Consider the following 25,774-nt stretch of genomic DNA (forward strand, 5'->3'; position numbering starts at 1 on the left):
CGTCCCGGTCAACGCCCCGGCAACAAACAGGGTGAACGGTGTTTTCCGCCCCGCTTGCGCCTTTATCCGTGTATAGAGCGCCCATCATTCGCCCGGCCTGAGGTCTGTCCTCGGCCGGGCGCGGTCGTTTCGGCGACCGCCCTTGTTCGTCATTCCAGGTAGCCGATGCCCTTTCCCGCCGTCCATCCCGCGCTCGACCGCGCACTGATCAACAAGGGCTATGCCGAGCCGACCCCGGTCCAGGCCGCCGTCCTGGAAGGCGAACATGCGGATCGCGACCTGCTGGTCTCGGCCCAAACTGGATCGGGCAAGACGGTCGCCTTCGGCCTGGCCGCGGCCCCGACCCTGCTGGGTGACAAGCCGATCTTCGGCCCCGGCGGCGCCCCCCTGTGCCTGGCTATCGCCCCGACGCGGGAACTGGCCATGCAGGTCGCGGCCGAGCTGCAATGGCTGTACGCCGACTCCGGCGCCAAGATCGCCACCTGCGTCGGCGGCATGGATGCGCGGCGTGAAGCGCGCGCCCTGGGCTTCGGCGTCCATATCGTCGTCGGCACGCCCGGCCGTCTGAAGGACCACATCGACCGGGGCAATCTGGACCTGTCCGAGCTGAAGGTCGCCGTCCTCGACGAGGCCGACGAGATGCTGGACATGGGCTTCCGCGAGGACCTGGAGTTCATCCTGGACCATGCGCCGGCCGAACGCCGCACCCTGCTGTTCTCGGCCACCATCGCGCGCGAGATCGCGACCCTGGCCAAGCGCTATCAGAAGGACGCGGTGCGGATCGACGCCACCGACAAGACGCGTCAGCACGCCGACATCGAATACCGCGCCTATCGCATCGCCCCGAACGAGATCGAACACGCGGTGGTCAACACCCTGCGTTGGTACGAGGCGCCGCGCGCCATGGTCTTCTGCTCGACGCGGGATTCCGTGCGCCACCTCCAGGCCTCGCTGCTGGAGCGCGGCTTCTCGACCGTCAGCCTGTCGGGCGAGATGGGTCAGCGCGAACGCACCGATGCGCTTCAGGCGCTGCGTGACGGCCGCGCCCGCGTCTGCGTCGCCACCGACGTGGCCGCGCGCGGTCTGGACCTGCCGGACCTGGGTCTGGTCATCCACGCCGAACTGCCGATGAACCGCGCCGGCCTGCTGCACCGTTCGGGCCGGACCGGCCGGGCGGGCAAGAAGGGCGTCTCCGTGATGCTGGTGCCGCATTCGCGTCGCCGCAAGGCAGAGCGTCTGATGGACGACGCCGGCGTCGACGCCGTCTGGTCCGGCGCCCCCACCTTCGACGAGATCCGCAAGGCCGATGAAGGCCGCCTGCTGTCGCCCGAGTTCTTCGAGGCCGATGTGTCCGACGAGGACATGATCGTCGCCAAGCGGATGATCGCCGAGCGCACGCCCGACGAGATCGCCGCCGCCCTGGTGCGCCTGCTGCGCAAGGAACAGCCGGCGCCGGAAGAACTGTCCGATCCGGGCGCCGACCGCGCGCCCGCCAAGCGCGAACGCACCGTCCGCAACGACGACGGCACGGCCGCCCAGCCCTGGCCGGGCGAGCGCCTGGGCGCCGATGACGTGGTCTGGTTCCGCCTGGACGTGGGCCGCAACAAGAACGCCGACCCCAAATGGCTGATCCCGCTGATCTGCCGCATCGGCGGCATCTCCAAGCCCCAGATCGGCGCCATCCGCACCTTCCCGGAAGAGACCCGGTTCGAGATCGCCAAGACCCACGAAAAGGCCTTCCGCGAGGCCGTCGCCGCCTCGAACGACGAGGTCAAGATCACGCCGTCGGAGGCCCCGACGCCGGGTTCGATGAAGGCCGGCCGCTTCTCCGGCAAGCCGAACCGTGACGAAGGCGACCGTCCGTTCAAGAAGACCCCCTACAAGCGCGCCGACGGCGGCGAGGGCGACGCCCGCCCGCCGTTCAAGAAGAAGCCCTGGGCGCCCAAGTCCGATGGCGGCGGCGCCAACCCGCGCTCGAACGCGGCCGGCGACAAGCCGTTCGCCAAGAAGCCGTTCAAGGCCAAGCCGGGCTTCAAGAAGGAAGGCTTCAAGGGCAAGCCCAAGGGCTGAGGCATCGCACTACAAGTTCCGTCATCCTCGCCCTCGTGGCGAGGATCCATACTCCCGGTGTCGGCCGTCGTGCGCCCCTTGCGAGACCGAGCGTATGGATCCTAGGCACAAGGCCTAGGATGACGAGAGGGGTAGGGGGGCTGCTCTTGCCGCCCGCTCCATCCGGGCGCACCCTCCGCCCATGAGCACGCCGTCCGAACCCCAGGGACGATACGCCTCGTTCGAGGCCTTCTATCCCTATTACATCCACGAGCATTCGAACCGGACCTGTCGGCGGATCCACGTCGTGGGCACCGGTCTGGTGATCCTGGCCTTCCTCGCCTTCCTGCTGACGCTGAACCCCTGGTGGCTGCTGGCCATGCCGCTGGTCGGCTACGGTTTCGCCTGGGTCGGCCATTTCTTCTTCGAGAAAAACCGACCGGCGACCTTCAAATATCCGCTGTGGAGCCTGATGGGCGACTTCCGCCTGTTCTTCGAGACGGCGTCCGGCCGGCGGCGGTTCTGAACTCGACAGCTGTGATTTGAAGCTGTGCCGTGCGTTGGAAGCGGATAGGATCGCCGTGCGGCGGGAGGCCGCAGCGGAGGGAAATCGCCCATGAAGCTCATCGCTATCGCGGCCAGCGCCGCGCTCGCGCTCACACCTGGCGTCAGCGTCGCGCAAAAGACCGTCGCCAAGCCGGATTTCACGCTTGATCCCAACTATGGCGAGGTTGACCTGGAGACCGGCTTCACGCCGGACCCGTGGACCCGGTCCATCCTGGCCGGCGGCTCCGTGCCCGCTTCGGCCGCGGAGTCGGGCTGCGAAGGCTCGGTCAGCGCAGCCCCGGACCTGAAACTGAATTTCGAAGCCGGCGAGTTCGATCTGACGATCCGTGCGCGCGCAGGCGAGGACACCACCCTGCTGGTCAACACGCCGGGCGGACAATGGCTGTGCGACGACGACAGCGGCGGTGATCTGGACCCGATGGTGCTGATCTCGGATCCGCAGAGCGGACGCTACGACATCTGGCTGGGCGCCTATGGCGACAAAATGGTGCAATCGACGCTGGAGATCAGCGAACTGGGCGGGTCGGACGGGGCGGACGAAGGCGCGCCGAATACCGAGCTTGAGCCTAATTTTGGTTCAGTGAATTTGCGGACCGGCTTCACGCCCGACCCGCACGAGATGGCGATCCTCGCCGGCGGCTCCGTACCGGCGGCCAACGCAAAGGCCGGCTGCGAAGGCAAGGTCAGCGCGGCGGCGGATTATCAGGTCTTCTTCGAAGCGGGCGACCTGGACCTGACCTTCCTGGTTGAGGCGTCCGAAGACACCACCCTGCTGATCAACGCCCCGAATGGTCGCTGGTATTGCGACGACGACAGCGGCGGCGGGGTGAACCCCAAGGTCCTGATCACCAATCCCCAAGGCGGTCGCTATGACGTCTGGGTGGGGACCTACGGGGATGACATGGTGCAGTCCACGCTGAAGGTCAGCGAGCTGGACTAGAGAGCGAACACAAAGACGCCGGCGGCCGCGAGGCGCGCCGGCGTTTTTCGTTCCGCAACGGGATCAGTTGGAGGCGTTTTCCCAGGCGGGGGGGCAGCCGTCGAACCGACCGGCGTCGGCGATGGACAGGGTCTGCATGTTCAGACGGCGGGCCTGGGCCATCGAACCGCGGCCGTTTCCGGTGAACAGATCGACCTTCTGGCCCTTGATCGCGCCGCCGGTGTCGGACGCATACCAGTAGCCGTCGTGGATCGAGCCGTCGGCCAGACGCATTCCGACCGTCTCGCGGATGAACAGCTTGGTGCGGCGGGGAATGACGCGGGGATCGACCGCGACTGTGCGCATGGCGATCGGACGGCAACCCAGGGAATCGTTGCCCGTCGCACCGCCGCCGCCCGCATGATAGAGGCGGGCCGAGGCGCGCCAGTCCGGATCGCCGGCCATCAGTTCGGCTTGATCGGGGCTGAGGTCGGCGCTTTGTTCCGGGGCGATTTCGGACGAGGCGTCGGTGGAACCGATCTCGGGCGCCGGGGTTTCAGCCCTGACTGGATCCGCCGCAACAGCGACATTGTAGGGGACCGGTTCGCTCGACAGCGAAGACAGTGCAGCCCACAGAATGGCGAAGGCAGCGGAAGCGCCGATCATCCGATTTGCTCATGAAAGCACCGGCTCCCAACGCCGCCGGCGCCGGTTTTGTCGCCATAACTTGTGGCCAGAAAGGGGCGCGCCGCGCCCCGCCGCTGTGGCGGTCTGTGCGGTAGGCGCTAAGCGGCTGAATCTCTGACGTTCTTTAAGCGCCTGCTCAGGCGGCGTCTTCACGACGTGCTTCGGCCTCTCGCACGGCGTCGGCGGCGCGATCCAGCACCTCCAGCCCGGCGCCGGGCTGGATCGCCTCGACCGTCAGGATTCGACGGAACGCCCGCGCCCCGGGGCGGCCGTGCATCAGGCCCAGCATATGGCGGGTGATGGCCGCCAGCCGCACCCCTTCGTCCAGACGGGCGGCCACATAGGGACGATAGCGTTCCAGGGCGGCGAAGGCGTCCACGTCCGCCGTATCGGCCCCGTACAGGCGTCTGTCCGCCTGACCCAGCAGGGCCGGCTCATGATAGGCGGCGCGGCCCAGCATGACGCCGTCCAGCCGAACGCCGTCCTTGTCTTGCGCCAGATGGGCCTCGGCCTCGTCCAGATTGGCGATCCCGCCGTTGATGGAGATGTTCAGATGCGGGCGCTCGCGCTTGAGCCGGCGCACCAGATCATAGTCCAGCGGCGGCACGTCGCGGTTCTCTTTCGGCGACAGGCCTTGCAGCCAGGCCTTGCGCGCATGGACGACGAAAACCTCGATCCCGACGGCGGCGCAGGCGTCCACTGTGGCGAACAGACTTGTCGCCGGGTCCTGATCATCGACGCCGATCCGGCATTTGACGGTGGCGGGAACGGCGACCGCTTCCTTGATCGCCGCCATACACTCGGCCACCAACTCCGGCTCGCGCATCAGACAGGCGCCGAACCGGCCGGACTGGACCCGGTCCGACGGGCAGCCGACGTTCAGATTGATCTCGTCATAGCCATAGGCCGCTCCGACCCTGGCCGCCTCGGCCAACTCGACCGGATTGGACCCTCCCAATTGCAGGGCGACCGGATGTTCGACGGCGTCGAACCCCAGCAGATGATCCCGGTCTCCGTGCAGCACAGCCGGCGCCGTCACCATCTCCGTATAGAGCAAGGCGCGCGTCGTCAGGGCCCGGTGGAAGGCGCGGCAATGCCTGTCCGTCCAGTCCATCATCGGGGCGACTGATAGTCTACGCGCTTGAGTGAGAGTCATTTGTTCAATGGTATCAATACGTGATGTGGCGGCGCGTGCTGCGTGTTTCCGCCGTGGTGCGATGTTTATCCAGCTTTCGGTGAACGCAGAGCGCACCCGGAAATGACGACATATTTGAAGCCCCCGCCCGAAACGTGGCGGTTCCAGCTCAGAAGGAGCGGTCGCTATATAGGCGAGACCTGCCTCAAACGCGAAGGCGCGGCGCCGGAGGGCGGGTCTGAAGGGCCGCCACAGGCCGAACACGCCCTCTCAATGAGCTTCTGCTGACGGAGCGGCCATAGCGCAGGCGTTTGCTGAAGCTGACAGTTCTCCCGCCGTAACCGAGCGCCGGCACGCCGCTCAGACGGCCCTTGGCGACGCGGGCAACCGTGTCGCGTTTGCGTAGGACAGTCTGAAAATCATCCGGTCAGTGACGGGCGTTCCCATACCGTCGAAATTGAAATGTTAAACCTATGCTAAATGATCGTTTGACATAAGTGCTGGATTATCACGAAGGCTGCGCTGCAATGAACGGGCTGCCTTAGGGGGAGGCAGCCGATGCGCGATCATCATTGGGTTAGTTGGGCAGTTGCGGGCGGTGATTTGGGCGTCGCGCCACCGATGGGCGCAGAGGCCGCCATTCGACGGATCATTAACGGATATGGATAAGTCGTCTGTTTTCGTCGTGGATGAGGACGATGCCTCGCGAGAAGCTCTGATAAGTCTCTTGAGGAGCCAAGACGTCCGCGCTCGCGGGTTTCCGAACGCCATAGACTTTCTGGCCTCGCCCCCAGAGGACGAGATGGCATGTGTAATCACTGGCTCTAGAATGTCAGCGATGAGCGGTGCTAATTTTATTAGAGATATTCGAGAACTGCGAGAGCCGTGGCCGGTAATTGTTGTAACCGGAGATGCGACTGTTCCAATTGTAGTTGAGTTGATGAAGTCTGGCGCTGTCGATATAATCGAAAAGCCCTTTACATCTGCGCGCCTGTTCGAAGTGCTGCGTCATTGTTTTGACGCTATTGAGCTTAGGGCGGTGGAGCATCAAACGCGCCACGAGGTGGCTGACCGGCTCTCATCTCTTACGCGTCGGGAAAGGCAGGTGTTTGACCTGATTGTGCAGGGGCAGTCGTCTAAAGAAATAGCATCCAGCCTAAATATTAGTCCTCGAACTGTGGCGATATTTCGGAGTGGTTTAATGAAAAAGATGCAGGCGAGTAGAGTGTCTGTGCTGGTTAATATGGCTGTTTCTATCGGGGTTACCAAGCCGGGGCCTGACGCTTCCGAGGTCGTTGTGCCGCTGTAACATCTCCAAATATAATTAACGTTTATTTTCTGTACTATAATGTGTCTATTTTGTTATTTTATAGATGTGTAAATTTGACGTTGTAATTTGCCGATGCGAATTAGTTAGCTAAACAATCAATGCAGGCGGCTCGAATAGAAATTTTTTCAACCACTAATTTGTTAAAACTCTTCGTTTCACCAAGAGTGGCAATTTATTTCACCTCTGAAATCAAAATTTCCTCATAATAAAATTCGTCTCTAGTAATTTTTACCTATTGTTCGTTTTGTGAGGGGTTAATCTCTTCTCGGATACATTGATCTTCGTTGCGTGAATGAATCTTCACGCGCATGAGGAAATTAATGTGATCAGGCGTGTGCGGATCGATATGGCGATTGTACTGAAGAATGTCAGTGCAATAAGCCAAGACCTAATCGAAGCATTTAATGTTTCTGATGAGATCAGTCTTGATCTGTCTGATGATCAGGCTGTTGATCTGTGTGGTTTGCAGCTGATCGAGTCCGCCCGGCGTCAGGCGCGGGCTGTCGGCAAGACCCTGGTTCTTGAGCGTCCTGTAACCGGTTTCAAGCCCGTCCTCGACGCGGCCGGCTTCCTGACCGAGGCCGCCTCAGACGATCTCCAGTTCTGGTTTCACGAAGGATCCGCCCAATGACGGCCTCGATTCTCACGGTCGATGACTCGCCCAGCATCCGCGTTGCGCTGAAGATCGCGCTGACGAACGCCGGCTATTCGGTGTCCGAGGCGGTCAATGGCGCCGAGGGGATCGAGAAGGCCAAGGCCAGCGCCTTCGACCTGATCATCACCGACCTCAACATGCCGGTCATGGACGGCCTGACCATGATCGAGGAGATGCGCCGGATGCCCGACCAGATGGGCGTGCCGATCGTCTTCCTGACCACGGAATCCGACGAAGGCTTCAAGGCGCGCGCCAAGGCCGCCGGAGCCACGGGCTGGCTGACCAAACCTTTCGATCCCGATCAACTGGTGCGCGTCGCCAAGAAGGTGCTGGGCAGATGAGTGACGAAGCCATCGCCGTCTTCCAGGTGGAGGCGCGGGAGAATCTGGAGCTGATCGAGCAGGGACTGCTGGACCTGCTGGACCGACCCGAAGATCGCGACCTGGTCGACGCCGTCTTCCGCGGACTTCATACCCTGAAGGGCTCCGGGGCCATGTTCGGCTTCGACGCCCTGGCCGGCTTCACCCACCATTGCGAGACGGCCTTCGACCGGGTCCGCAAGGGCGAGGTGGCGGCGACGACCGATCTGGTCTCGGCCGTTCTGGCGGCGCGGGATCATATGCGTCAGCTGATGGAGGACCCGTCGGGCGATCACGGCGCGGCGGGCGACGTCCTGCTGGCCGATCTGGAGCGGGCCGTGCAAGAGGCGGACGGCGCGGGGCCGCCCGCCGTCGTGACGCCCGGCCTGACGACCTGGCGGATCAAGTTCGATCTGCCGGCCAACGCCTTCAAGAACGGAGCCAATCCCCTGGCCCTGCTGGGCGAGCTGCGCGACCTGGGCGAGGCGCGCGTCGTCGCCGACGCCTCGCGCGTGCCGCCGCTGAGCCAGATCGAGCCCACCGACCATTATCTGGCCTGGGACGTGACCCTGACTACGGATCAGGGACGTGGGGCCATTGAGGACGTCTTCATCTTCGTCATCGACGAGATGAACCTGTCGATAGAGGCGCTGGACGAGGGGCTGGACGAGGCTTCGCCCGCCTCCGTAGAGTCCGCTGCCGCTTCTGTTTCGCCGCCCGTCGCTGCGGCCCCGGCCCCGGTCTCGAACCCGGCCCCGGTCTCGGCTGCGGCGGTCGCCAATGATCCGGTCGAGGCCGGCGCCGCCAAGACGGCCAAGGCGGCCGAGAGCGTGCGCGTGCCCGCCGATCGCCTGGACGAACTGATGGACCGGGTCGGCGAACTGGTCATCGCCCAGTCGCGCCTCAGCCAGATCTCCAACTCCGGAACCGACACCGCCCTGCGCGCCGTGTCGGAAGAGATCGAGCGGCTGTCGGGCGAACTGCGCGACACCATGATGGTGCTGCGCATGGTGCCGGTCGCGACCCTGTTCGGTCGGTTCCGTCGCCTGGTCCACGACCTGGCGCGCGAGACCGGCAAGGTCATCGAGCTGTCGACCGACGGCGAGACCACCGAGATCGACAAGACCGTCATCGAACGCCTGGCCGACCCCCTGGTCCACCTGATCCGCAACGCGGCGGATCACGGGCTGGAGACGGCCGAGGATCGGGCCGCCGCCGGCAAGCCCGCCACGGGCCGCATCCGTCTGTCGGCCCATCAGTCGGGCGGCGAGGTGGTCATCACCATCCGCGACGACGGCCGGGGCATCAACCGCGACGGCGTCCGCGCCAAGGCCGAGGCCCAGGGTCTGGTCGAACCGGGCGCGGTCCTGAGCGACCATGACCTGCTGCAGCTGATCTTCCACCCCGGCTTCTCCACGGCGGCGGCGGTGACCAATCTGTCCGGCCGCGGCGTCGGCATGGATGTGGTCAAACGCACCATCGAAAGCCTGCGCGGCTCCATCGACATCACCAGCCGCATGGGCGAGGGATCGGAGGTGTCGCTGCGCATTCCGCTGACCCTGGCCATCATCGACGGCCTGCTGGTCCGCGTCGGCCAGGGCCGCTACGTCATACCCCTGGGCGCCGTCGAGGAATGCCTGGAGCTGTCGCTGGACGAGGACATGCGCTCGCGTGGCCGCAGCTTCATCTCGCTGCGCAACAGCCTGGTGCCCTATCTGCGCCTGCGCGAAATGTTCGAGACCGGCACCCCGCCCGAACTGCACCAGAAGGTCGTGGTCGTCTCGACCGGAACCGAGCGGATCGGCCTGGTCGTCGATCAGATCATCGGCGACCACCAGACGGTGATCAAGTCGATGTCCAAGCTCCATTCCGGCCTGCCGACCTTCTCGGGCGCCACCATCCTGGGCGACGGCGGCGTGGCCCTGATCCTGGACGTCGGACACCTGGTCGCCAAGGGCCAGCAGCAGGAGGCGCAGATGCGCGAGGCCATATGAGCACCCAGACCGAACTCGCCACCGCCCCCGGCTGGACCGGCGCCGAACAGGTCGAGGTTCTGACCTTCGAGCTGAACGGCGAACTGTTCGCCCTGCACGCCGTCGCCGTGCAGGAGATCATGGACCTGACGCCCGAGACGGCGGTGCCCGGCGCCGGCGCCTTCGCCGGTTCGGTGATCAACTTCCGCGGCAAGGTCATCCCGCTGGCGGATCTGCGCGTGGCCTTCGGCCTGGAACGCGGCGATCCCACCATCGACAGCCGGATCGTGGTCATCGAGATCGAACTGTCCGGCGAACCGACCCTGATCGGTCTGCGCACCGACAAGGTTCACGAGGTCACTAGCCTGGCGCGCGCCGACTCCGAGGCGCCGCCCAGCGTCGGCATGCGCTGGCGGCCCGAGTTCATCCAATGCCTGGTGAAACGAGGCGGCGAGTTCATCGTCGTCCCCGACCTCCAGACCATCTTCAACCAACACCAGGACGCCCGACAAACCGCCGCGTCCGTAACACGTCATTGACCGGCTCTTTGAGGAAACTCCAATCATGCGATTGACCATAAAAGCGAAACTCATCCTGACCTTCACGGTCCTTGTGCTCACCCTTATCGGCGTCGTCGGGCTGTCGGTGATGAGACTGGGAAGTCTGAACCAATCCATCGCCGACTTGATCGATGGCCCCGCCGCCCAGCTTAGCCGAGCCCAGGCCGCCAGAAGTCAGTTCAGTGCGATTGTGCGTCGCGAACGCGGCATGGCTTTGACCTCGGATACTCAACTTATGGAGACCTTCGACGCCCAAGTGCAAAAAAACGAAGAAGAACTTGAGCAAATTCTCAAGACGGGAATCGAAGCCGCGTCTGAAGCGGGCAGGCCGCATTGGCAGACGATGAGTGATGGTTGGAAGCGGTACAAGCCGTTGAGCGATCAGATTCGCCGCCTTGCGCTCGCCAACGACAACGCCGCCGCCGCCGCCATAACCTTGAGCGAAGGTCGGACCATCGCTTCCGAAGTGGAGGCTGCTTCGGATGCCATCGTGGAAGTGAACGAAAAGCTGATGCAGGAAGCGGATGCGCAAACAGACGCGCTTTACGAGTCGTCGCGCACCACCTTGATCATCGCCGCCGTCGTCGCCGTGTTGGTTGCAGTCGGCGGAGGTGTTTGGATCTCGGTGATTATCAGCAAAGGTCTAGCGGGCGCCAATGAAGCTGTGCGGGCCGTCTCTGAAGGCGACCTGACCCGTACGGTGGAAATCACCACCAATGACGAGATTGGCGAAATGCTGGGCAACGTCAATCTGATGATCGAGCGCCTTCGCTCCATTGCGGGCGACGCTCTGTCGGCTTCGGACAACGTCTCCTCGGGCAGCCAGGAACTGTCCTCTACCGCCGAACAGATGAGCCAGGGCGCGACCGAACAGGCCGCCGCCGCCGAACAGGCCTCGGCCTCGATGGAAGAGATGGCGGCCAACATCAAACAGAACGCCGACAACGCCGCCCAGACCGAGAAGATCTCGCGCCAGTCGTCCAGGGACGCCGAGGCCAGCGGCGAGGCGGTCAACCGCGCCGTCGAGGCCATGCGCACCATCGCCGACAAGATCGGCATCGTGCAGGAGATTGCGCGTCAGACCGATCTGCTGGCCCTGAACGCGGCGGTCGAGGCCGCCCGCGCCGGGGAGCACGGCAAGGGCTTCGCCGTCGTCGCCTCGGAAGTGCGCAAGCTGGCCGAGCGCAGCCAGACGGCCGCCGCCGAAATCGGCAACTTGTCGGGCGACACGGTCAAGGCGGCGCAGGAAGCCGGCGAAATGCTGCAACGCCTGGTGCCGGACATCCGCAAGACCGCCGAACTGGTGTCCGAGATCAGCGCCGCCTGCCGCGAGCAGGACGTCGGCGCCAGCCAGATCAACGACGCCATCCAGCAACTGGACAAGGTGACCCAGCAGAACGCCGGCGCGTCCGAGCAGATGTCGGCCACCTCCGAGGAACTGGCGGCTCAGGCCGAGGAGCTTCAGACCTCGATCGCCTTCTTCCGCACCGATACCGCCGGCGCTCGCGGTCGCGCTCCGGCCCGTGCTCCGGCCCGCGCCTCGACCTTCAAGCCCGCCGCCAAGCCGGCCGCGCGCCCGGTCGCCAAGGCGGCCCCGGCCAAGCCCAGCGTCCACGCCCAGCAGGCCCGCGCCAAGGGCTTCGCCCTGGACCTGGCCGTCGGCGGCGCGGACGCCGAGGACATGGACTTCCGGGAGAGCGCCTGATGGCTGAAGCAGCCGAGGGGCAATATGTCAGCTTCGGCCTGGGCGACGAGGTCTTCGCCGCCCCGGTCGGACTGGTGCGGGAGATCCTGACCTATCAATCGCCGTCGCGCATTCCCAATAGCCCTGACTATCTGCTGGGCCTGACGGATGTGCGGGGGCAGGGGGTGCCTACGGCGGATCTGCGGATCCGCCTGGGCATGGCGCCGACCGAACCGACGCTGAACACCCGGATCCTGGTGCTGGACATCCCGCTGGAGGACCGGACCCTGAGCCTGGGTCTGGTCGCCGACCGGGTGTTCGAGGTCACGGCCTTCACCGCCGACCAGATCGAGCCGTCGCCCGACATCGGCATCAAATGGCGCTCGGACTATATCTCCGGCGTCGTACGACGGGACGACGGCTTCGTCGTCCTGATCGACCTACCCCGGCTGTTGTCCAGCACCGACACCGTCTCTCTGGCGTCCTACTCCGGCGTCGAATGCGCGGCCTGACGCGCATCAGCCCAGATCTCGGCATTGAACCTGGCGGCTCCGATGCGCGTCACACGGCTATCTGGCGTTTCACAAGCTTCATGATGACGGACATGTCGTCGGATGTCGCGTTCTGGCCGCCGAGTACACGGATCGTGCTGTCACGGAGAGTACGCAGCACGGTCACCTGACCCAAAAGGGCGATCGCGTGGACCATATCGCTACGATCCGGTTTGGGCCGGCCAGAAGCCACGGCAAGCAATCCTGCCAGGATTTCAATCAGAGGCTTGACCAAATGATCGTGCAGCCCTCCCCCAAAGGGCGACGGGTCCAGCTGTTCGCGTAGCATGATCCGTGCGGCGGTAAATGTCTCGGCGTCGCGCGTGGTCTCCAATATCGAAAGGAGCAGAGATTGCGCCATCTCTGCGGCCCTTTGCGGATTTGGTTCGGGATCGGTCAAGAAGGTCCGGAACGAGTATAACATGCCATGGGTGGCGTCCTCTCCGAGTTCAACAATGCGTTGAATGACGGCGCTGTATAGACCTGCCTTGCCCTGAAAATGGTAACTCACCATGGCCACGTTCACGCCCGCCATCTTGGCGATTTCGCGAACACTTGCCTGCTCGTAGCCCATAGAAGCAAAAATGCGGATGCCTGCGTCCAGCAGTTTAGCGCGCGTCGCCGCCGCATCCTCGCGTCCACTGTCTTCTGCCCGATGTCTCATTGTGCAGACGATGGTGCGGAGTTCCCAAGCAAGTCAATTCTCCACATCGACCGGGCATCATCATTTTGTGTCCAGTCTGATGGGACTGGGGGGGCGTTCCTGTTCTCTGGCTCACCCCAAGCTGGAGTTTCCCGACCCGAGTCTTGCGTCGGCTCTGACTCTAGCGAACGGACCACCGATACCGGTGAACTAAAGACCCCGCTGTGGGTTGGATTTGGGTCGCGGTCGTCAGCGACGCCCGAGGAGCCTCATATGCACGCCGCATCCGCCTTCCGCGCGCGAATCGAACCGTTACGCGGAATTCTGATGGCCTTTCCCATCGCCCTTTTCACTTCGGCGGTCGTCAGCGACATCGCCTATCTGAACTCCGCCCAGATGCAGTGGTCGAACTTTTCAGCCTGGCTAATCGTCGGTGCGCTGGTGTTCGGCGGTCTGGCGGGGGTGTGGGCCATTGTCGATCTGGCCCTGTCGTGGCGGACGCCTGCGCGGCGGGCCGCTGTGATCCATGTGGCCGCTCTGGCCCTGGCCTGGATCCTGGGTCTGATCAACGCCTTCAAGCACAGCCAGGACGCCTGGAGCTCGGTCGGCGCCTTCGGTCTGACCCTGTCGATCCTGTCGATGCTTCTGGTGCTGGTCGCCGGATGGGTCGCCTATTCCAATAAGACCGTGCGGGAGATCGCGTGATGATCAAGACACTCCTTTGCACCACTGTCGCGGTCCTGGCCCTGGCCGGTTGCAGCCGCAGCGATCCGAACCTGAACCAGACCGGCGCCACCCCCGATCTTCCGGGGCTGGATCAGACCCTGGTTCCGGCGATGAAGATCGCCACGCCGACGGGCTGGAATAATGAAACCCCGGTCGTGCCCGACGGCTTTGTCGTCACGGCCATGGCGACCGACCTGAAGATTCCGCGTCAAATCCTGGTCCTGCCCAACGGCGACATTCTGGTCGCTGAAGGCACGGGCGGTCACGCCCCCAAGCTGCGGCCCAAGGACTTCATCGCCGGCGTCATCAAGGCCAAGGGCAAGACCTCAGTTGAAGGCGGCGACCGCATCACCCTGTTGCGCGATGCGGACGGCGACGGCCGGCCCGAGGTCCGCACCACCTTCATCGACAATCTGGACGCCCCCTACGGCATGGCGTTCGTGGACGGCGTTCTCTATGTCGCCGAACAGGGCGCCCTGGTGCGCTTCGACTATCAGCCGGGCCAGACCCGCATCACCGCGCCGCGTCAGGAAGTCACCAAACTGCCGTCGGCGATCAATCACCACTGGACAAAGTCGCTGACCGCCAGCGCCGACGGCCAGACCCTCTATGTCGGCATCGGCTCGAACAGCAATATCGGCGAGCGCGGCATGGCGGTGGAGCAGGATCGGGCGGTCGTCTGGGCCGTCGATCGCCAGACCGGCGCCCATCGCACCTTCGTCACCGGCATTCGCAACCCGACCGCCCTGGCCATCGAACCGACGACCAGCGCCCTTTGGGCCGTGGTCAACGAACGCGACGAATTGGGCCCGCAACTGGTGCCCGATTATCTGACCTCGGTGCGGGAAGGGGCCTTCTACGGCTGGCCCTATTCCTATTGGGGCCAGAACACCGATCCGCGCGTTCATCCGCAGAAACCCGATCTGGTGCAGACGGCCGTCAAGCCGGACTATGCTCTGGGCTCTCACGTCGCGGCTCTGGGCCTCAGTTTCGCGCGCGACGGCGGTTTCGGCGGCGGCTTCAGCCAGGGCGCCTTCGTTGGCGAGCATGGCAGTTGGAATCGCCAGGATCTGTCGGGGTACAAGGTGACCTGGGTGCCCTTCTCGGGTGGTCGTCCCGCCGGTCCGCCGGTCGATTTCGCCACCGGCTTCATCAAGGACGGCGAGGCGCGCGGTCGTCCGGTCGGCGTGACCTTTGACCCGCAGCGACGGATCCTGCTGGTCGCCGACGACCTGTCCAATACGGTTTGGCGGATCGCCCCGCGTCAGTAAGGGGCTGGTCGAGGCGGCATGGCGAACGGACTGGACACCTATCGGGCCAAACGGGACTTCACCCGAACGCCCGAGCCCTCCGGCAAGGCGAAGGCGTCCCGCAAGGCGCGTCTGACCTATCTGATCCAGCGCCATGCCGCGACGCGGCTTCACTACGACTTCCGCATCGAACATGAGGGGGTGTTGAAGTCTTGGGCGGTCACCAAGGCCCCCTCGCGCGATCCCGCGGTCAAACGTCTGGCGGTGGAGGTCGAGGATCACCCGCTCGACTATGGCGGCTTCGAGGGGACCATCCCCTCCGGCAACTATGGGGCCGGCACCGTCCAGCTGTGGGATCGCGGGGAATGGGAGCCCCAGGAGCCGGACATAGAGGCGGCTCTGAAACGCGGCTCGCTGAAGATGATCTTGCACGGCGAACGGCTGAGCGGCGGCTGGGCTCTGGTCCGGCTCAAGTCCGACCGGGGCAAACCGTCGAAGCGCAACAACTGGCTGCTGATCAAGGAAAAGGACGAGGCGGCCGTGCCGGGCGAGGGCGACGCCAATATGGAGATCGACGCCTCCGTCGCCTCGGGCCGAAGCCTGGCGGAGATCGCCGAGGGCAAGACGCAATGGACCGCCTCTCGCCCCGTGGCGCGCAAGGGGCCGGCCAAGCCTAAGGCCAAATCAAGCGAGGCGAACCTGGCCAAACCGCCGACCTTCGTCCCCATCCAGCTCTGCAAGGTCGCCGACCATCCGCCGGGCGGAGCGGGCTGGGTGCATGAAATCAAGTTCGACGGCTATCGCATCCAGGTCGCGACCGGGGGCGGGCAGGCGCGGCTTTATACCCGGCGCGGCCACGACTGGACCGATCGCTTCCCGGAACTGGCGGCGGATGCGGCGGCCTGGCCTGACGGCGTGGTGGACGGCGAGTTGTGCGCGATGAGCGAGGATCACACGCCGGACTTCTCGGCCCTGCAAACGGCCATCGCGGATCAGAAGACGAACGACCTGGTCTATTTCGCCTTCGATCTGTTGCGTGAGGGCGAGGACGACCTGCGGGACCTGCCGCTGTCGCATCGCAAGGCGCGGCTCCAAGCCCATATCGACCGCGTTCCGGCCAAGGCGCGCAAGCGGCTGCGCTATGTCGATCACTTCGCCTCGACCGGTCAGGCGGTGCTGGACAGCGCCTGCCGTATGGATCTGGAAGGCGTGATCTCCAAGACGCTGGACGCCCCCTATCGGGCGGGTCGGTCCTCGACCTGGGTCAAGTCCAAATGCCGGGGCCGCGACGAAGTGGTGATCGGCGGCTGGTCTTCCGAAGGCGGGGCGCGGTTTCGGTCGTTGCTGGTCGGCGTGGCCGGTGACGACGGGCTGCGCTACCTCGGCCGGGTCGGCACGGGCTATGCCGCGCCGCTGCTGAAGATCCTGTTGCCGGCGTTGAAGGACGCAGCGGCCGAGACCTCTCCCTTCACCGGAAAGGGCGCGCCGCGGGGTGGCAAGGACATCCACTGGGTCAATCCGGTGCTGGTCGCCGAGCTGGAACATGGCGGCCTGACCGAGGGCGGATCGTTGCGGCACGCGGCCTTCAAGGGCCTGCGCGAGGACAAGCCGGCCCAGGACGTGACCGACGATCCGCAGGCGCCTGTCGCGGCCAAGCCCGCCGTCCGGAAGACCAAGACCGCTTCAACCTCCGCATCCGGCAAGGTCGTCGTCGCCGGGGTCACCTTGTCCAAGCCCGACAAGATCCTGTGGCCCGCCGCCGGCGGCCGGCCTGCGATCACCAAGGCTGATCTGGCGCGCTATTACGAGGCGGCGGCGGAGCGGATCCTGCCTCACGTCGCCGACCGGCCCGTATCGATCATTCGAGCGCCGGACGGCATCGAGGGCGAGACCTTCTTCCAGCGTCACGCCATGCCGGGCTCGAACCCCCGCCTGAAGCTGATCGATGTCCAGCAACGCCACCCCTATGTGGCCGTCACGGATGTCGGCGGCCTGGTCGCCGTCGCTCAGTCGGGCGGGCTGGAGCTTCACCCCTGGGGCTGCCGGCCGGACGATCCCGAGACCCCCGAACAGATCACCTTCGACCTCGATCCGGACGAAGGCCTGGATTTCGCGGCGGTCATTGCGGCGGCCAAGACGGTGAAGGCCGAGCTGGAAAAACGGGGCCTTCATCCCTTCGTCAAGACGACCGGGGGCAAGGGGCTTCATGTCGTCGTCCCGATCCGTTCCGACGGCCGCAGCCGCATCGAATGGGACCAGTGCAAGGCCTTCGCCAAGGCGATCTCGGAGGAGGTGCGGCGCGCCGATCCCGACCGGTTCACCACCACCCTGGCCAAGAAGGCGCGGGGCGGGAAGATCTTCATCGACTATCTGCGCAACGGCCGCATGGCCACGGCGGTGGCACCCTGGTCGGTGCGCGCGCGGCCGGGTGCGGGGATCGCCTTCCCCCTGTCCTGGGGGCAGGTGAAGGCGGGGCTGGACCCCAAGGCCTTCACCCTGCACGACGCGTCCGTCCTGCTGAAGAAGGCCGACCCATGGAAGGATTTTCGCGCGGGGGAAGTCAGTCTGCGCCCCGTGCTGAAGACCATGGGGCTGTAGGCGGCTTTGTCGCGGTTTCAGTGAATAGTGTTAGTGAGCAAGAGGTGAGCTGACCATGTCCGCCTCGCTCACCTCTTGCTCACTAACACTATTCACCAAGGCTCCGCCTCAGGCGGTCTTCTTCCTCGCTGCCGGCTTGGCGCCGGTCGCCGCGCCCTTCAGGCTGTTGCGCAGGGCTTCCATCAGATCGATGACATTGGTGTCGTCGGGCTCGGGCGCCTCGATCACGTCCTTGCCGCCCTTCTGCTTGGCCTTGATCATCTCGCGCAGGGCGTCGTCGTAGCGGTCCTTGAAGGTCGCGGGGTCGAAGTCGGTCTGCTTCTGGGCGATGATCCGGCTGGCGATATCGACCATGTCCTTGTCGGCCTTCACCGTCGGAATATCGTCAAAATAGTCGTCGGCCTCGCGCACTTCGTCGTGCGCGCGCAGCGAATAGGCGACCAGGCCCTTGCCCCGCACCTCCAGCGCCAGCTGACGTTCACGACCGCGCAGCACCAGGGTGCCGATGGCGATCTTTCCAGCGCTCTTCATGGCGTCGCGGATAACGGCGAAGGCCTCGGCCCCGACGCCTTTTTCCGGCACGACGTAGAAGGGGTCGTTCCAGTACAGCCGATCAATCTCGTCTTCGTCGACGAAGCTGTCGATACAGATGGTCCGGGTCGTCTCCAGCTTCACCTTGTCGAAGTCGGCATCGTCGAACAGGACGTATTCGTCCTTCGACACCTCATAGCCCTTGACCAGATCCGACCGCTCGATGGGGCCGGTGTCCGGATCGGTGGGCACCATCCGGATGCGGTTGTTGGTGTCGGGATTGATCAGGTGGAAGCTGACATGGGCGGTGGACGAGGTCGCCGTGTAGAGGGCGACCGGACAGGTCACCAGGGACAGTTTCAGATGTCCCTGCCAGGTGGGTCGTGCGGCCATGGTCGGTCTCCTTTGTGGCCTAACGCCGCAGAGGTCCGGGCGTTTCCACGGACCGCCACCGTTCATCTAGCGCTCACCGAAGTGTTCGAACCGCGAGCCTGCCCTGGCGATGATCGGGGATGACGACGGCGCGGCCATCGACGTGCCGGATCGAAAGATCCACCACGGCCTCGCCGACCTTCAAGCCCGTGATCTTGAGCCGTTCGAGCCCGGCGGGAAGGACGGGGTCCGCCACATCTATGGACCCGGTCCAGGCGTCGATGGACAGGCCCAGCGTCGCCTGAAGCATCAGGAAGACCGAGCCCGCCGCCCAGGCCTGGGGCAGGCAGGCGACCGGATAGGCGATGGGCGGTTCACCCGGCGTGCGGGGAAAGCCGCAGAACAGCTCGGGCAGGCGCAGGTGGAAATGGGCGGCGGCGGCGTAGATTTCGGCCAGGATCTCGGCGACGGCCTCGCGCTCGCCATAGGTGGCCATGCCGGCGGCGGCCATGGCGGTGTCATGCGGCCAGACCGAGCCGTTGTGATAGCTCATCGGATTGAACCGCGCCTGGCCCAGCTCCAGGGTTCGGATGCCCCACCCCGTGCGGAACTCGGCTGACAAAAGCCGTTTGGTGACCCGGCGCGCCCGCTCGACCGAAGGCAGGCCCGTGAACAACAGGTGGCCGGCGTTGGAGGCGATGGCGCGGCACTGCTGGCCATCGCCGTCCAGGGCGACCGCGTAGAAGCCCTCGTCCTCCATCCAGTATTTGTCCTCGACCAGGGTGCGGACCTGTTCGGCCCGCATCCGCCATTCGGGCGCGCGGTCGTCACTTAGGCGTTCGCCCAGATCGCCCAGGGCGCGCCAGGCGGCGAAGGCGTAGCCCTGCACCTCCAGCAGCGCGATCGGCCCCTTGGGGAAGCGGCCGTCGGCGTGGAAGATCGAGTCTTCGGAATCCTTCCAGCCCTGGTTCGACAGGCCCGTGTCCGCGCCACGCTGATAGTCGATCAGGCCGTCGCCGTTGGAATCCCCATAGTCGCGCATCCAGTCGGCGGCCGCGACCAGATTGGGCCAGAGCGTGCGGACCAGGTCCAGATCGCCGGTGCGGCTGGCGTAGGCGCCGGCCAGGGCGATGAACAGGCAGGTGGTGTCGACCCCGCCATAGTAGAGGCCGAATGGAACCTCGCCCAACGCCGACATCTCGCCGCCGCGTGTCTCGTGCATGATCTTGCCCGGCTGACTGTCCTGGAACAGCGAGGTCTCGGTCGCCTGGCGCGACGCCAGATAGGTCAGGACGCCCTTGGCCAGCGACGGGTCCAGCCACAGCATCTGCCAGGCGGCGATGATCCCGTCCCGCCCGAACGGGGTCGAGAACCAGGGCGTCCCGGCATAGGGGTAGGGGCCGGTGGGCAGGTCGGTGGTCAGCAGAGCCATGTCCGCCCGCGACTGATCCAGCCAGTCGTTGAACCGTGGACTGCGCGGCCCCCGCACCGAGGCGCCACGCCTGCGTTTCGCGCGCATGGCCAGGCGGGCCTGGACGGCGTTCTCACGCCAGCGCCGCGCGTCCGGCGTCTCGCAGGAGTCCACGCCGCATTCGATGAACAGGTCCATGGACCGGCCCTTGGGAAGGCTGAACATGAACTCGGCGCGCTGATGGGTCAGGCGGGCGGGGGGCTCGGAAAAGGCCAAACAGCTGGCGCGATCCACCTTGTCCAGGCCGGTGTAGCGGAAGGTGACGCGGCGGCCGTCGGTGGTGGGGGTGTGGATTGTCCCGCGCTTGGCCCGGTGCGTGCCGCGAACCTGGAAGATGTCGGAGAAGTCCGCGCCGAAGTCGAAGGCCAGGGGCAGCAGGATGTCCTCCACCCCGTGGTTGACCATCTGGATACGCTCGAACATCCGACGCCCCCACAGAAAGCGCCGCCGTTCGATATGCAGAACCCCGGCCGGCGCGGAACGTCCGCCCATCGGCGGCAGGGGGCGGTTGGTCGTGTGGCAGGAGAAGAAGACATTGTCCTGGCTGACGCCTGACGACAGCCGCGACGGCTTCAGCAGACCCACCGTTATCGTCCATCGCGACAGGACGCGGGTATCGCCGGCGAACAGGCCGTCCGCGCCGCCGGTCATATCGCCCCAGCCGTCGGCGACCAGGAAGGTGTCGCCTTCCTTTAGCGCTATCAACTGTTCAAGGCCCGAAGCCTCAAGCGTTTCGCCTGCGCTCAATTGGGTGGTGTAGGCGTCGTCCACGCGGTCTCTCCCTGTCGTTTGAGGCCTGTCCTGAGCCTATCCACCCTATTGCGGCGCTCAGGAGCCGCTTGAGTGATCAAATGGCGAAGGCGGCGGAGGGTTCACCTCCGCCGCCTGTTTTTCTTCATGAAACCAGTAAGGCGATGCTAGGCGCTTGCGGCGAAGCTTCGATCTTCGCTCAGGGGGCGCAGAGGCGTAACCTCGTTTTTCAGGGCGTCTCCGGCGCCCGAGCCTGCGACCGCGAAGGGCCGGCGGGCCAGGAGGTCGCCGTAGACGTCGAGATAGCGCCGAGCCATTGCGGTGGCCGAGAAACGCAGGTCGAAGCGCGCCCGCACCGCCTCGCGGTCCAGGAGATGGACGCGACCGGCCGCCGCTATGGCCTGTTCCATCGTGTCGACCAGGAAGCCGGTCGCGCCGTCCTCGATGATCTCCGGCGTTGAGCCGCAACGGAAGGCGACTACGGGCGTGCCGCAGGCCATGGCCTCGATCATCACCAGGCCGAAGGGCTCGGGCCAGTCGATGGGGAACAGCAGGGCGTCGGCGCCGCCCAGGAAGGCCGACTTCTGATGATCGCCGATCTCGCCCACGAACTCGATCAGCGGATTGCCCTCGACCAGCGGGCGGATGGTTTCTTCCCAATAGATCTTGTCGGCGGCGTCCACCTTGGCGGCGATCTTCAGGCGCTTGCCCAGTTTCGTCGCGATTTCGATGGCGCGATCAGGCCGCTTCTCCGGCGAAATCCGCCCGAGGAAGGCCAGATAGCCCTGCGATTTGGGCGAGAACAGATACTGCTCGCCCGGCATCCCGTGGTGGACCGTCGCCTTCCAATTCGCCAGCGGAAGCGGTTTGCGCTGGTCGTCTGAAATCGAGACCAGGCCAAACTCGCTCCAGCGCGCGTAGACGCCTGGCAAATCCTTCATGTCCAGACGGCCGTGCAGCGTCGTCACCGTCTTGTTCGCATGACTGCGGAAAAGGGGGAAGTGGATCATGTCTGTGTGAAAATGGATGACGTCGAATTCATCGACGCGGTCCAGCACCTCTCCCACCATCGACAGGTGGGCGGCGAGATCGGACTTCAGCCGCGCCGGATCCAGGCGGATCGCCTGGTCCCGCACCGGCACCAGCCGCGCGCGGGTTTGGGCGTCCGCGCTGGCGAACAGGGTCACGTCGTGCCCCAGATCCACCAGAGCGTCGGTCAGATGCGCCACGACGCGCTCGGTTCCGCCGTATAGCTTCGGAGGAACGGCCTCATAAAGCGGGGTGACCTGCGCGATCTTCATGATGTGTGCTCCGACCCGCCAAGCCGGGCCGCGCAGTGAAATGGCCGGACGACGAATAGGTTCCGCGCTTGGGCTGTTTTCTTTAGTAGTTCCGGTAGCTTAAGTTTAGGTCGGAAGGGACGTTCTGTACGGATTCGATCATTGAGGCGCCGTCCATCTCCCGCTGCGCTGGATGTCCATGGTCCACATCCATTGGCGTCGATGAACCGTAGAGCTTCTCGTGTGTTTTGATGCCCGAGCGTCCCTTTGGCTGAGGCGCGGCGGAGGTGAAGGCGATTGACTGAGTCCGATCCTTACGATCCAAAAAGTCCCGAACACGTAAGGCGAGAAGCCGAACGGATTGCGGCGGAGGTTCTGGGCCTGGACGGCGGCGGCGATCCTTTCGTCTCGGCGGTTCGCGCGACGCGGATGCCGATGATCATCACCAATCCGCGCCAACCCGACAATCCTGTGGTGTTCGCCAACGACTCCTTCTGTCGGCTCACCGGTTACGACCGCGAGGAAATCCTGGGCCGTAACTGTCGTTTCCTGCAAGGACGCGAGACCGATCCGGAAACAGTGCTGCTGATACGGGAAGCCGTGGACGGCGTGCGTCCGATCCAGATCGACGTCCGTAACCACCGCAAGAACGGCGAGCCGTTCTGGAACCGCCTGCTGATGGCCCCCGTCTTCGACGCCAATGGCGCCTTGACCTATTTCTTCGCCAGTCAGGTCGATGTGACGATGGAGCGGGAGCGGCTTGCGGGGTTGCAGATCGACAAAGCCGCCCTTGAGGCCGAGCTGACGGCGCGACTGAGGGTTGACGAGGAACGGAAGCGCGAGCTGGATCTGGCGATGCGGGCCGGCGGGCTTGGGGCCTGGAGCGTCGACGTGCAGACCCGCACCCTTGTCGCCTCCGACGCCTACAAGACCCTGATGGGCTGGCCGGCCGATACGCCCTTCACCTATGAGGATCGTCAGAAGATGATCCATCCCGATGACCGGGAAGCGGTGCTCGCGCAGAGCGAGGCGACGATCCGGAACGGCGCCGACTACCACATCGTCCACCGGGTCATCACTCCGATGCAGGACGTGCGCTGGATGGAGGCGAGAGGCATACTGGTGCTTGACGCCGAAGACCGGCCGCGCCGCATCGCGGGCGTAACCACCGATGTCACGGAGCGCGTGCGGGCCGAACGGCTGCGCACGGCGATGGTGGAGCTCTCAGACGTGCTGCGCGACCTCGAGGACCCCGAGGAGATCACCTATACTGCGGCGGAGATCTTGGGCCGCACACTCGAGGTCTGCCGTGCCGGGTTCGGCATCGTAGACCGCGATCAGGAAACCATCACGATCGCCCGCGACTGGAATATGCCGGGGGTCCAGAGCCTGGCCGGCGTGCACAATTTCCGCGACTACGGCTCCTATATCGAAGACTTGAAGCGGGGCGAGACGGTCGCCCTTTCCGACGCCCGCGAGGATCCGCGCACTGTGGCGACAGCGCCGACGCTGGAGGCCGTCAAGGCGCGGGCCGTGGTCAACATGCCCTTGCGGGATCAGGCGGGAATGGTGGCCCTGGTTTATCTGAACCATGCCTCGGCGCGTCTCTGGCAAGAGGACGAGCTGCAGTTCCTCCGCGATGTCGGCGAGCGCACCCTGGCGGCGCGCGAACGCCGCAAGGCAGAACGCCATCTGGCCAGGTTCGCGGCGTCGCTGGAGCGGACGGTTGAAGAACGAACTGCGGAACTGCTGGCCAGCGAAGCCGCCCTGCGCCAGTCGCAGAAGATGGAGGCGGTAGGTCAGCTGACCGGCGGCATTGCGCACGACTTCAACAATCTTCTGACCGGAATTTCGGGAAGCCTGGAACTGTTGGCCAAACGGATCGCCCAGGGACGGACCGCTGAGGCGGGGCGCTTCATTTCAGCGGCGCAGGAGGCGGCTCAGAGGGCGACCGCTCTGACGCATCGGCTGCTCGCCTTCTCGCGTCGCCAAACGCTGGAGCCGAAGGGAACCGACGTTGAGACGCTGTCGCGCGGCATGGAGGACCTGATCCGTCAAACCATTGGACCGGCCATCCAGTTCGAAACTCGCTACCACCCTGGGCTTTGGCCGGTTCTGGTCGATCCTGGCCAGTTGGAGAACGCGCTTCTCAATCTCTGCATCAACGCGCGCGACGCCATGCCGGACGGCGGACAGCTGACGCTCGAAGTGTCCAATCGCCGGATAGACAAGTCGGCAGACGTCGGGCCTCACTCGGAAGCTGGCGAGTACGTCCGCGTCTGCGTGACGGATACAGGCGTCGGTATGACCGAGGATGTGATTGCGCGCGCCTTCGATCCCTTCTTCACCACCAAGCCGATCGGTCAGGGCACCGGTCTGGGGCTCTCGATGATCTATGGCTTCGTCCAGCAGTCAGGCGGCCAGGTTCAGATCTGTTCCAGACCGGGGGAGGGCGCAGAAATTTGCCTTTATCTACCACGACATCTCGGCGCGCTCGACGGCGCCGCGCTGATCGAAGACGCCCCCGCCTCCAACCCGTCTCGGAGACAGCGCACGGTGCTTGTCGTCGATGACGAGGCCACGATACGCATGTTGCTGTCGGAGGGGCTCTCGGATGACGGATATGAGCTTCTGGAAGCCGGCGACGGTCGTGCGGGCCTGGCCATTCTGAACTCCGGGCGGAACATCGATCTTCTCATCACCGATGTGGGTCTTCCGGGCGGAATGAACGGCAGGCAGTTGGCCGACGCCGCACGGGTCGGCCGACCTGGACTGAAGGTGCTGTTCATCACCGGCTATGCCGAGACGTCGGTTCTGAGCGGTGGCGACCTCGATCCTGGAATGCACATCCTGACCAAGCCCTTCGAACTGAAGGTTCTCGCCCGGCGGATCGACGCCATACTGGCAGATGAGTGAGGGGCCGATGAGCGAGGGACCGATGACCGGGGTAACGGGAAATCTCGCCGTCGTGGTGGGGGCAGGAGGCGGCATAGGGGCCGCCTTGCTGCAAGGACTGGCGACGCAGAACCGCTTTGACGGCCTGATCGGCCTCGGGCGGAACAGGCCCTCCGACTGGCCTACAGAGTCCCGTTGGCGCTTTATCGAGACCGACATTACCGACGAGGCGCAGATCGCGCGGGCCGCAGAGGCTGTCGCGCTCCAGGGAACCCCGTCGCGCGTCATTGTTGCGACGGGTCTTCTACAGGGTCAGGGGGTGGCGCCTGAGAAGACCATGAGGGCTTTGGACGCCTCTGCTCTCCAGCAACTGTTCCTCGTCAACGCCATCGGCCCGGCCTTGGTGGCGAAGCATTTTCTGCCTCTGACGCCCCGCGATCAGCCCAGCGTCTTTGCGGCCCTTTCTGCGCGCGTGGGCAGCCTGTCCGACAATCGCCTTGGCGGCTGGTACGGCTATAGGGCGTCCAAGGCCGCGCTGAACATGTTCATCGCCACGCTGGCGGTCGAGCATCGACGGACTCACCCACTGGGAGTGTGTGTGGCGCTCCATCCGGGTACCGTCGAAACCCGTCTCAGCGCACCCTTTCCCGCCCGTTCGCCGGTCGCCGGCCGGTTGTCGCCAGCTGAATCGGCGCAGGCGCTGCTTCGGGTCGTCGATGGGCTTCAACCTTCCGACAGCGGCCGTTTCTTTGCGTGGGACGGCAAGCCGATAGAATGGTGACGCCGCCG

At 65.0% G+C, this 25,774-nt stretch carries 21 protein-coding genes and 1 pseudogene; 16 read left to right on the top strand and 6 right to left on the bottom strand.

Annotated features, from left to right (window positions below):
• The first annotated feature begins 165 nt into the window (after positions 1 to 165).
• The 3 genes from ACW177_RS04240 to ACW177_RS04250 all read left to right on the top strand — a co-directional run bounded on the left by ACW177_RS04240 (position 166) and on the right by ACW177_RS04250 (position 3,556).
• Positions 166 to 2,070 (top strand): DEAD/DEAH box helicase, encoded by a 1,905-nt coding sequence (locus ACW177_RS04240; protein WP_492027400.1) that lies wholly within the window; start codon positions 166 to 168, stop codon positions 2,068 to 2,070.
• A gap of 181 nt (positions 2,071 to 2,251) precedes the next feature.
• On the top strand, positions 2,252 to 2,575 hold the full coding sequence (locus ACW177_RS04245) for an Mpo1-like protein (RefSeq protein WP_492027401.1): 324 nt from the start codon (positions 2,252 to 2,254) through the stop codon (positions 2,573 to 2,575).
• 90 nt (positions 2,576 to 2,665) lie between these two features.
• On the top strand, positions 2,666 to 3,556 hold the full coding sequence (locus tag ACW177_RS04250; RefSeq protein ID WP_492027402.1) for a hypothetical protein: 891 nt from the start codon (positions 2,666 to 2,668) through the stop codon (positions 3,554 to 3,556).
• Between the two features lie 63 nt (positions 3,557 to 3,619).
• Here ACW177_RS04250 and ACW177_RS04255 read toward each other — a convergent pair whose 3' ends face one another.
• Together ACW177_RS04255 and dusA are read right to left on the bottom strand one after the other, a co-directional pair.
• Entirely contained in the window at positions 3,620 to 4,201 is a 582-nt protein-coding gene (locus tag ACW177_RS04255; protein ID WP_492027403.1) for a 3D domain-containing protein, read from the bottom strand.
• A 157-nt stretch (positions 4,202 to 4,358) separates the two neighbouring features.
• Positions 4,359 to 5,339, bottom strand: a complete 981-nt coding sequence (dusA, locus tag ACW177_RS04260) for a tRNA dihydrouridine(20/20a) synthase DusA (RefSeq protein WP_492027404.1) — start codon at positions 5,337 to 5,339, stop codon at positions 4,359 to 4,361.
• Positions 5,340 to 6,018: 679 nt separating this feature from the next.
• Between dusA and ACW177_RS04265 the strand changes: the two genes are divergently transcribed.
• From ACW177_RS04265 to ACW177_RS04300, 8 genes and pseudogenes are all read left to right on the top strand, one after another.
• A complete protein-coding gene (locus ACW177_RS04265) occupies positions 6,019 to 6,666 on the top strand; it encodes a response regulator transcription factor (RefSeq protein ID WP_492027405.1) in 648 nt (215 codons plus the stop codon).
• Between the two features lie 313 nt (positions 6,667 to 6,979).
• A complete protein-coding gene (locus tag ACW177_RS04270; protein WP_492027406.1) occupies positions 6,980 to 7,318 on the top strand; it encodes an STAS domain-containing protein in 339 nt (112 codons plus the stop codon).
• Positions 7,315 to 7,683 (top strand): response regulator, encoded by a 369-nt coding sequence (locus ACW177_RS04275; protein WP_492026559.1) that lies wholly within the window; start codon positions 7,315 to 7,317, stop codon positions 7,681 to 7,683. Before ACW177_RS04270 ends, ACW177_RS04275 begins: the two co-directional genes overlap by 4 nt.
• Entirely contained in the window at positions 7,680 to 9,695 is a 2,016-nt protein-coding gene (locus ACW177_RS04280) for a chemotaxis protein CheA (RefSeq protein WP_492026558.1), read from the top strand. Before ACW177_RS04275 ends, ACW177_RS04280 begins: the two co-directional genes overlap by 4 nt.
• Positions 9,692 to 10,213, top strand: a complete 522-nt coding sequence (locus ACW177_RS04285; RefSeq protein WP_492027407.1) for a chemotaxis protein CheW — start codon at positions 9,692 to 9,694, stop codon at positions 10,211 to 10,213. Before ACW177_RS04280 ends, ACW177_RS04285 begins: the two co-directional genes overlap by 4 nt.
• 25 nt (positions 10,214 to 10,238) lie before the next feature.
• A pseudogene (locus ACW177_RS04290) lies at positions 10,239 to 10,721 on the top strand (MCP four helix bundle domain-containing protein); the annotation flags it as partial.
• A gap of 24 nt (positions 10,722 to 10,745) precedes the next feature.
• Entirely contained in the window at positions 10,746 to 11,939 is a 1,194-nt protein-coding gene (locus ACW177_RS04295) for a methyl-accepting chemotaxis protein (protein WP_492028071.1), read from the top strand.
• Positions 11,939 to 12,430 carry a chemotaxis protein CheW gene (locus ACW177_RS04300; RefSeq protein WP_492027408.1) on the top strand — a complete coding sequence of 164 codons (492 nt, stop codon included), beginning with the start codon at positions 11,939 to 11,941 and terminating at the stop codon, positions 12,428 to 12,430. Before ACW177_RS04295 ends, ACW177_RS04300 begins: the two co-directional genes overlap by 1 nt.
• Positions 12,431 to 12,479: 49 nt before the next feature.
• Here the strand turns inward: ACW177_RS04300 and ACW177_RS04305 are convergent, their stop codons facing one another.
• Positions 12,480 to 13,133 (bottom strand): CerR family C-terminal domain-containing protein, encoded by a 654-nt coding sequence (locus ACW177_RS04305; protein ID WP_492027409.1) that lies wholly within the window; start codon positions 13,131 to 13,133, stop codon positions 12,480 to 12,482.
• Positions 13,134 to 13,439: 306 nt separating this feature from the next.
• On the opposite strand from ACW177_RS04305, the gene ACW177_RS04310 reads away from it, so the two are divergent.
• Genes ACW177_RS04310 through ligD form a run of 3 tightly spaced genes read left to right on the top strand, consistent with a single transcriptional unit; the run spans position 13,440 to position 17,686 of the window.
• Complete coding sequence (locus ACW177_RS04310; protein WP_492027410.1) at positions 13,440 to 13,817, top strand: DUF2231 domain-containing protein; 378 nt, start codon at positions 13,440 to 13,442, stop codon at positions 13,815 to 13,817.
• Complete coding sequence (locus tag ACW177_RS04315) at positions 13,817 to 15,109, top strand: PQQ-dependent sugar dehydrogenase (protein ID WP_492027411.1); 1,293 nt, start codon at positions 13,817 to 13,819, stop codon at positions 15,107 to 15,109. The genes ACW177_RS04310 and ACW177_RS04315 overlap by 1 nt, the downstream gene beginning before the upstream one ends.
• 18 nt (positions 15,110 to 15,127) lie before the next feature.
• Positions 15,128 to 17,686, top strand: a complete 2,559-nt coding sequence (gene ligD / locus ACW177_RS04320) for a DNA ligase D (RefSeq protein ID WP_492027412.1) — start codon at positions 15,128 to 15,130, stop codon at positions 17,684 to 17,686.
• 108 nt (positions 17,687 to 17,794) lie between these two features.
• Here the strand turns inward: ligD and ku are convergent, their stop codons facing one another.
• The 3 genes from ku to ACW177_RS04335 all read right to left on the bottom strand — a co-directional run bounded on the left by ku (position 17,795) and on the right by ACW177_RS04335 (position 22,111).
• Positions 17,795 to 18,610, bottom strand: a complete 816-nt coding sequence (gene ku / locus ACW177_RS04325; protein ID WP_492027413.1) for a non-homologous end joining protein Ku — start codon at positions 18,608 to 18,610, stop codon at positions 17,795 to 17,797.
• A 73-nt stretch (positions 18,611 to 18,683) separates the two neighbouring features.
• Positions 18,684 to 20,831: an amylo-alpha-1,6-glucosidase gene (locus ACW177_RS04330; protein ID WP_492027414.1), complete on the bottom strand. Its 2,148-nt coding sequence runs from the start codon at positions 20,829 to 20,831 to the stop codon at positions 18,684 to 18,686.
• A gap of 146 nt (positions 20,832 to 20,977) precedes the next feature.
• Positions 20,978 to 22,111 carry a glycosyltransferase family 4 protein gene (locus ACW177_RS04335; protein WP_492027415.1) on the bottom strand — a complete coding sequence of 378 codons (1,134 nt, stop codon included), beginning with the start codon at positions 22,109 to 22,111 and terminating at the stop codon, positions 20,978 to 20,980.
• A gap of 276 nt (positions 22,112 to 22,387) precedes the next feature.
• Between ACW177_RS04335 and ACW177_RS04340 the strand changes: the two genes are divergently transcribed.
• Together ACW177_RS04340 and ACW177_RS04345 are read left to right on the top strand one after the other, a co-directional pair.
• Complete coding sequence (locus ACW177_RS04340) at positions 22,388 to 25,006, top strand: PAS domain-containing protein (RefSeq protein ID WP_492027416.1); 2,619 nt, start codon at positions 22,388 to 22,390, stop codon at positions 25,004 to 25,006.
• An 85-nt stretch (positions 25,007 to 25,091) separates the two neighbouring features.
• Entirely contained in the window at positions 25,092 to 25,766 is a 675-nt protein-coding gene (locus tag ACW177_RS04345) for an SDR family NAD(P)-dependent oxidoreductase (protein WP_492027417.1), read from the top strand.
• Positions 25,767 to 25,774: the final 8 nt, after the last annotated feature.

This window comes from Brevundimonas sp. AVps23W (assembly GCF_058681395.1).